Source organism: Noviherbaspirillum sp., assembly GCF_036846085.1.
Lineage (GTDB): Bacteria > Pseudomonadota > Gammaproteobacteria > Burkholderiales > Burkholderiaceae_D > Noviherbaspirillum.
In genome coordinates, this window is record NZ_DAIUCO010000029.1 from 23,141 (window position 1) to 31,000 (window position 7,860).

The following is a 7,860-nucleotide window of genomic DNA, read 5'->3' on the forward strand; positions in this document are numbered from 1 at the left end:
CTTTCAAAACGGCAGAAATTCCAAATCGAAAGCACGTTCGATGAACCATGCCAGTGCCAGGATAGCGATGAGTAACGAGCCGCCGATCAGCACGACCTTTCGGTAGAAAAGACCCCGACGCAGCACGAAAGCGATCGGCAGGAATACCGCGACAATCGCCAGTTGCCCGACCTCCACGCCAACATTGAAGCCGATCAACGTCAGCAGCAACGCATCCTGCGGCAAACCCAGATCGCTTAATACGCTGGCAAAGCCGAATCCATGAATCAGGCCGAACAGGAATGCCATTGCCCAACGTCGCTCGCTGAACAACGGGAATACATTGTTCATTGCTGCAATCACAACCGATGCGGCAATCGTCGATTCCACCAATCGTGAAGGCAGGCTGACGACACCGAGCGTTGCAAGGCTGAGAGTGATTGAGTGCGCAATCGTAAATGCGGTCACGATTTTCAGTACCGACCAGAATGCCGGGGCAAACGCACTTACCGCATTCCATTGTTTATTTTCCCGGTACAACACTGCAGGCAGCAATAACGCCAACAAAAACAAGATGTGGTCGAAGCCGATCCATATATGCCAGATGCCCTCCCCGCAAAAATCAAGAAACTGCTGAAGCTGGTCGGGCCGGCCGAGCGTAAATTCTTGCGCCGCCTTATCGGGTGTAAAAATCGCCGAGCTGGTTGTGCCTGCGTACTGAAGTCGCAATAGTCCTTTATGCTGCGGATCGATATCGAAGAACAGGCCATACCGGGCGCCCAAAATGTCAATCGGCAACTCGCACTGCGCCGTAAATCGCAACACCGCGTATTTGCCGTCCGTATGCTCATCGATCAGATGTTCGGACACCGATACCGGGCATCCCTTACCCGCATTGGATAAAGCGAGCCTCGACATCGCGTAGGCGGCGATCTCCCCATGCTTTGCACGCACTTCCCCCCAGGTAATCTGGGCGTCGCCATTGGTATCAAGCCCGATGGCGAAATCAAGATCACGCAAGGAAATATCCCACTGCCCTTCGACTGCATTGCCGCTGGGCTTGAGGATCAGATAACTATCACTTGGTTTATGGGCGTATGCGTTAAGAGAACCGGCAAGAAAGCAAAGAAGCAGAAAAAGGCGCTTCATTTGCCGCCCCCTTGCAATTGCCGGCCCAGACCGTTCAGGTACCGATCTTCTATTTTGCTTTCCGACAGCCACTGCAGCACCGGCTGCGCAGCTTTGGCGTCCTTTGCGGCAATGCCTGCCTCAAGAAAAATCCGGGCATCACGCGGCTCCCGCTGAACCTTCCAGTTATCCTGCGCCAGTGCGAGCGCTTTTTTTGCATCCTTTTCCGTATAAAGGGCAAAACGGGCCTCCTCCTGCTGATGCACCGCTTCACCGCGGCGCTGCGCAGCCTCGAATCGCGCCGCGAGCGCCGCTTCGTGCTCCTTGGCGACAGGCATATTCAATGCACGCTCGGCAAAGGCCAACCTCAGCAGCAGCACGTCGGATCGCACCTTGTCCTTGAGGAGGTTGACGACATCGGCGGGTCTTTTCAAATCAAGAAGCAGATCGGCGTAAGCAGCGAGCAGGAAACCATCAGTGATATCGAATTCCAGAGCTTGCCTGTAATGCAATTCAGCCACATCGAATCGCTGCAGGCGCTCGGCGAGTTCGGCCAGACGAATATGCACCCACAGCTTTTCCGGGGCACTTGCCTTGGGGTGCCGCTTCAAAGTGTCACCAAGTGTTCGATAAGCAGCATCGGCATTGCCGGTCAGACCATCGACCATTGCTTCGCAACCGGTCGCGATCAATTCGGCATCCTGGCGCATGGCGCGGCAATCAGTTTTCGCTTGATCGTAACGCGCCTGCACAATATGGATGATCGCGCGCAGCGTCCTTGCTTCGGTGTTGCCGGGTTCGCGTTCGATAACCTGCCCCAGATCGGCCAACGCGCCGGCGAAATCATGCCTGAACTGGCCGAGACTTGCTCGCAGGATCAAGACGTCTGTCGGTGGGTCGGGCGCCGTCCACCATGGAGCGAGCGCCGCTTGTGCATATCCGAGATAACGTGGGTCACCCTCCTCCCCTACCAAGCTGTAGTAGCGACGCGCCAACCGTACCGCCGCGGTCAGATTTTTTGGATTGCGCTGCAACTCGGCACGCATTTGCCGCAGTTCTTCGGCAACCGGATCATTTGGTTTGAAGGGCAGCCTTTCCAATACATGGCTATCGTCAGTGGGAACGTGAGGCGCTGCGCCAGCGAAAAATGGAATAAAACACAAGACGGCAATGAGCGGGAGAACGGCAGGGCGATGTGGCATCGGACAATTCCAAGTATGCGGCTGACCGGCAAGGCTTTACATCATAGCAAGCCTTTGGCAGCCATCAGGGGAAACGGTTAGTTGAATCCTAGGTATATTCGCCTTGCCGGCGAATAACTCGTCAACCGTCATTATTTCCGGGCGTTATTAAGATTGCCTTACCTGAAGCACTTGGCGCGAATACATACCTACATCTACCTTAAGGACCTATTATGAAAAAGCTGATCGCCGCCCTCGTTGCCGGACTGTTTGCCACTTCCGTCTTCGCCGCTGGCCATGCCGCCGCTCCTGCAGCACCTGCCGCAGCGCCGGCCGCACCAGCCGCCGCGGAAGCGCCGGCTCCAAAAGTAACGAAAACAAAAGCAAAGAAGGCGAAAGCGAAAAAAGCGAAGAAGGCAGATGGGACTAAGGCTGCTCCAGCCGCGTCCAAGTAATCTATAGATCGGCATGACAAAAGGCAGGCTGAGCCTGCCTTTTTTGTTTATCCTTTGGTTTGTTCAGATTAGCCTTACCCACCGGGTAAAACAGCATATGACCAGATCTCTACGTTTTTGCGCCAGATGGATACCGGTTCTTGCAGGAATGGGAACAGCGCTGGCATTCGCCCAACAGCCTGCCAGGTTTCCCGTCATTCCGCTCACCGCTGGAATTCACGTCATCAAGGCGGAAGTCGCAGCGAATGACGCCGAGCGTCAGCAAGGGTTGATGTACCGGCAAAAACTCGGGCCGAACGAGGGTATGGTGTTTCTGTTCGAGGGTCCGGCAAGCATTTGCATGTGGATGAAGAATACGTATATTCCGCTCTCAGTCGCTTTCCTGGACGAAGGTGGAAAGATTATCAACATCGAGGACATGCAGCCTGAAACGACCGAATCGCATTGCGCCAAAAAGCCGGCACGCTATGCGCTGGAGATGAATTTAGGGTGGTTTAAGCAGAAAAATATTAAACCGGGCGCCGTAGTTGAAGGCTTGCCGCGGCAAGCCCGGAATTGAGGCGCTGATTCGCAGACCTTACGCGATAACAGGGACGACAAAAACCCGCATGACGACGTCATGCGGGTTTTTTACTTGCCACTAAATCAAGCCGGCCGAGACGGCCAATGCTCGGAAAGTATCAGGCCAGCGCTTTCAACGCAGCTGCAAGGCGGCTCTTGTGGCGAGCGGCTTTATTTTTATGAATGATTTTCTTGTCAGCGATACGGTCGATGGTCGAAATCGAATTTTGAAACACTTGCGTCGCTGCAGCCTTGTCGCCTGCCTCGATTGCCTTGCGGACAGCCTTGACTGCCGTACGCAGCGTCGAACGCTGGCTGGAATTATGTGCGTTTTGCTTGACTGCTTGACGAGCACGTTTGCGTGCTTGTGCGGTATTTGCCATGAATGGTTCCTAGAACGAAATCGAACTGCGTACGCAGATTGCGAGACAGAATTCAGTAAAGCCGCAGATTATATCGGCTTTTCGGAAAATGGGCAATTTGCTGTTGGGTCTGGCCTTTCGCCTTTCCGTCACCAGGCCAATGCCGGGGTTTGCGGCCGTCGAGTGGTTTTACCAGCCGCTATAATGGCGCCCCATGAATCTGCACAAAACGCTGGCCACGGTCTCCGGCATGACCATGCTTTCTCGAGTGACGGGCTTGCTTCGTGAACTGCTGATCGCCAGAGCCTTCGGCGCATCTGCCTACACTGACGCATTTTTTGTCGCCTTTCGCATTCCGAATCTGCTGAGGAGATTGTTCGCGGAAGGCGCATTCTCACAGGCATTCGTTCCAATCCTGGCCGAGTACCGCAACCAGAAAGGGAACGAGCCGACCAAGCAACTGGTCGATCACGTCGCCACCATCCTGGCCTGGGCCCTGCTGGCGACTTGCGCTCTCGGCATCATCGCGGCGCCGGCTATCGTCTATTTCATTGCCACCGGCCTGAAATCCGATGCCGATGCGTTCGCAAGTTCCGTCACGATGACCCGGATCATGCTTCCCTATATCGGATTCATGTCTTTCGTCGCGTTGGCAGGGGGCATTCTAAACACCTGGCGTGAATTCCGGGTTCCCGCCTTTACGCCGGTACTTCTCAACTTGTCTTTCATTGCCGCATCGCTATTTGCAGCACCCTACCTTTCGCAGCCGGTGTATGCATTGGCAGGCGCCGTGTTCGTCGGTGGCGTGCTCCAGCTTGCGTTTCAGCTTCCTGCGTTGCGCAAGATTGGCATGCTGCCGCGTATTTCATTCAATCCTAAAGCGGCCCTGAAGGACGAAGGAGTCCGGAGGGTCCTGAAACAGATGGTGCCTGCTACCTTCGCCGTCTCGGTCGCCCAGATCAGCCTCATCATCAATACCAACATTGCATCGCGCCTTGAGAATGGCAGCGTCTCCTGGCTGTCGTACGCAGACCGGCTAATGGAATTTCCAACCGCACTGCTCGGCGTCGCCCTGGGCACCATTTTATTGCCCAGCCTGGCAAAAGCCCATGCGGACGCCGACAAGAATGAATATTCCTCCCTGCTGGACTGGGGTTTGCGGCTGACCTTCCTGCTTGCATTGCCGTCGGCAGTCGGGCTGGCGACGCTGTCGGAGCCGCTCACCGCCACTCTCTTCCATTACGGCAAATTCGATCAGGAATCGGTTGCGATGACCGGACGCGCATTGATTGCATACGGCGTCGGCTTGATCGGATTAATCCTGGTAAAGATTCTTGCGCCGGGTTTCTACGCAAAACAGGATATCAAGACGCCGGTAAAGATCGCCATCGTCGTGCTGATCGCGACGCAGCTGATGAACCTGGTATTCGTGCCATGGATCGCACATGCCGGCCTGGCATTGTCGATTGGCCTTGGGGCGTGCATCAATGCCATATTTCTATATTGGGGTCTGCGGCGCCGTGGCATTTATATCGCCAATAAAGGCTGGCTGCTGTTTCTGGTTCGTTTGGCCGGGGCCTTACTCCTGCTCGCGGGCGTTGCACTGTGGACAGCGGAACAGTTTGATTGGATTGCCTTGCAGGCGCATCCGTTGTGGCGAGTCGGCGCCCTGACAGCCGTCCTTCTTGCCTGCGGCATCACTTATTTTGGCGCGCTGCTGGCAATGGGATTCAGATTCGGCGATTTCAAGCGCACTTCGTCATAAGCCCGGCGCCGGTGATTTTTATACCATGCCGGCCTTCTCTTGCCGGCTCCATGGTTATATGATGGCTCCGTATGATGATCAGTGCTCTTGACTACTTCACCTCGCTGGTCCAGCAGGACGACGACATCCCCTTGTTTGAAGCGGCCTTGGCCATTGCACAGGATGTCGATCCGCAACTGGACCTCGCCGCGACCCAGGCCGAGGTCGACATGTTTGCCGCCAACCTCCAGCGCAGGCTTGCACCGGATGCCTCGAGCATCCAGAAGCTGCGCATGCTCAATCATTTCTTTTATCACGAGCTGGGATTTGCCGGAAACGTCAACAATTACTACGACCCGGACAATAGTTATCTTCACCGCGTTATCCATACCCGTCGCGGGATTCCGATTTCACTCGCGGTGATTTACATGGAGCTTGCCCAGCAGATCGGATTGAATGTCAAAGGCATTTCCTTTCCCGGTCATTTCCTGATGAAACTGTCAGTGCAGTCCGGCGAAATCATTATCGATCCCTTCAATGGCGCAAGCCTGTCCCGGGAAGAACTGGAAGAAAGACTGGAACCCTACGCCGAAGAACATGGCGACACGGATGACCTGGCTCTTGCCGCCTATCTGCATGCAGCACATCCGCGGGACATCCTGGTACGGATGCTGCGCAATCTGAAGGCGCTGTTTGCGGAACACATGCGCTGGCAACGCCTGCTGGGCGTACAGGAACGCCTTGTAATCCTTCTCCCTGACGAGATCGCCGAACGGCGTGACCGCGGCCTTGCCTATGCGAACCTGCAATGTCCGAAAGCTGCGCTGCACGACCTGGAGGCGTATTTGTCCGAGCGGCCCTATGCGAACGATGCGGACATGCTGCGCACCCGCCTTCCCGAGTTACGCGAGGCAAGCCGCCGGCTGAACTGAATCAGCCGTTGGCTTTCGCCTCGATCGCTTCCCACTTTTCAAGGCTTTCCATCAACAGCGCATCGATTTCAGCAAAACGCTGATTCAGACGCTGCACTTCGCCTGCCTGCTGGTAGATTGCCGGGTCAGCCAGTTTTTCCGTGATGGATTTCTGCTCGCTTTCCAGATCGGCGATGAGTACCGGCAAGGTTTCCAGTTCGCGCTGTTCCTTGTAGCTCAGTTTCTTCTGCTTCGGTGCAGGTTGAACCTCTTTCGCGGCCGGCTTGGTTTCCTGCTTCGCCGCAGTCTTGACCGGCGCCGGGGGCACCGCCCTAACCCGCTCCCAATCGCTATAGCCGCCGACATACTCGCGCCACAATCCATTGCCTTCGGCAACGATAACCTGCGTCACGACATTGTCGAGGAAGGTGCGGTCATGGCTGACCAGGAACACGGTGCCGCTGTATTCCTCGAGCAACTCTTCGAGCAGTTCCAGCGTGTCGATATCGAGATCATTGGTCGGCTCGTCCAGGACCAGTACGTTGGCCGGCTTCGCGAACAGTCGTGCCAGCAACAGGCGGTTGCGCTCACCACCCGACAGGGATTTGACGGGCGAGCGTGCACGTTCGGGCGCGAACAGGAAATCGCTGAGGTAGGTCATCACATGCTTGCGCTGGCCGTTGATTTCGACCCATTCGCTGCCGGGGGAAATCGTATCGGCAAGACTGGTCTCTTCATTCAACTGCGCACGCATCTGGTCGAAGTACGCAATCTGCAGGCGCGCGCCCTGCTTCACCGTGCCGCTGTCGGGTGCTTCCTCGCCGAGGATCAATCTGAGCAAGGTGGTTTTTCCGGCGCCGTTCGGGCCGATCAGGCCGACCTTGTCGCCGCGCATAATCGTCGCCGTGAAATCGCGAACGATGTTTTTCTCGCCATAGCGCTTGCTCACGTCCGTCAATTCCGCGACGATCTTGCCCGACCGCTCGCCTGCGGACACGTCCAGCTTGACCTGTCCCTGCTGGTCACGTCGGGCGGTGCGGGTGCGACGCAGCTCCTCCAGCCGCCTGACGCGCCCCTCGTTACGGGTACGCCGCGCTTCGACGCCTTTGCGTATCCATACTTCCTCCTGCGCCAGGAATTTGTCGAATTTCGCATTCTCGATCGCCTCGATCTCAAGCTGCTCGGCCTTGCGCGTCTGGTAGGCGCTGAAATTGCCGGGAAACGACAGCAACCGGCCCCGATCAAGTTCGATGATGCGGGTGGCGACATTGTCAAGGAAGGAGCGATCGTGGGTGATGAACAATACGCTGCCCTTGTAATCGCGCAGCAATCCCTCCAGCCAGAGGATGGAGGTGAAGTCCAGGTGATTGGTCGGTTCGTCGAGCAAAAGGACGTCTGGCGCGCTCACCAGCGCACATGCCAGCGCGACCCGTTTCTTGGTGCCGCCGGAGAGTGTGCCCATCAGCGCGTCCTTGTCGAGGTTCAGCCGGGCAAGCGTGGTTTCCACGCGGTTCGACAGGCTCCAGGCATCGGCAGCGT

At 56.4% G+C, this 7,860-nt stretch carries 8 protein-coding genes; 4 read left to right on the plus strand and 4 right to left on the minus strand.

Translation table 11 applies throughout. From position 1 onward, the window contains the following. Window positions 1–3: 3 nt before the first annotated feature. Both V7080_RS05610 and V7080_RS05615 read right to left on the minus strand, forming a co-directional pair. Window positions 4–1,200, minus strand: coding sequence for a HupE/UreJ family protein (locus V7080_RS05610; RefSeq protein WP_334187422.1), 1,197 nt, complete (start codon window positions 1,198–1,200; stop codon window positions 4–6). Next, on the minus strand, window positions 1,125–2,153 hold the full coding sequence (locus V7080_RS05615) for a tetratricopeptide repeat protein (RefSeq protein ID WP_334187423.1): 1,029 nt from the start codon (window positions 2,151–2,153) through the stop codon (window positions 1,125–1,127). Before V7080_RS05615 ends, V7080_RS05610 begins: the two co-directional genes overlap by 76 nt. Before the next feature lie 368 nt (window positions 2,154–2,521). Between V7080_RS05615 and V7080_RS05620 the strand changes: the two genes are divergently transcribed. Beyond that, a complete protein-coding gene (locus tag V7080_RS05620) occupies window positions 2,522–2,743 on the plus strand; it encodes a hypothetical protein (RefSeq protein WP_334187424.1) in 222 nt (73 codons plus the stop codon). Between the two features lie 148 nt (window positions 2,744–2,891). Then, complete coding sequence (locus V7080_RS05625) at window positions 2,892–3,302, plus strand: DUF192 domain-containing protein (RefSeq protein ID WP_334187432.1); 411 nt, start codon at window positions 2,892–2,894, stop codon at window positions 3,300–3,302. Window positions 3,303–3,423: 121 nt separating this feature from the next. Here the strand turns inward: V7080_RS05625 and rpsT are convergent, their stop codons facing one another. Next, complete coding sequence (gene rpsT, locus V7080_RS05630; RefSeq protein ID WP_326857790.1) at window positions 3,424–3,687, minus strand: 30S ribosomal protein S20; 264 nt, start codon at window positions 3,685–3,687, stop codon at window positions 3,424–3,426. A gap of 193 nt (window positions 3,688–3,880) precedes the next feature. Here rpsT and murJ point away from each other — a divergent pair, with 193 nt between their 5' ends. After that, window positions 3,881–5,431, plus strand: coding sequence for a murein biosynthesis integral membrane protein MurJ (gene murJ / locus V7080_RS05635; protein WP_334187425.1), 1,551 nt, complete (start codon window positions 3,881–3,883; stop codon window positions 5,429–5,431). A 71-nt stretch (window positions 5,432–5,502) separates the two neighbouring features. Beyond that, window positions 5,503–6,342, plus strand: a complete 840-nt coding sequence (locus tag V7080_RS05640; RefSeq protein ID WP_334187426.1) for a SirB1 family protein — start codon at window positions 5,503–5,505, stop codon at window positions 6,340–6,342. A 1-nt stretch (window position 6,343) separates the two neighbouring features. On the opposite strand, the gene V7080_RS05645 is transcribed toward V7080_RS05640, so the two are convergent. Next, window positions 6,344–7,860 (minus strand): ATP-binding cassette domain-containing protein (locus tag V7080_RS05645; RefSeq protein ID WP_334187427.1); only part of this gene is annotated, 1,517 nt, incomplete at its 5' end.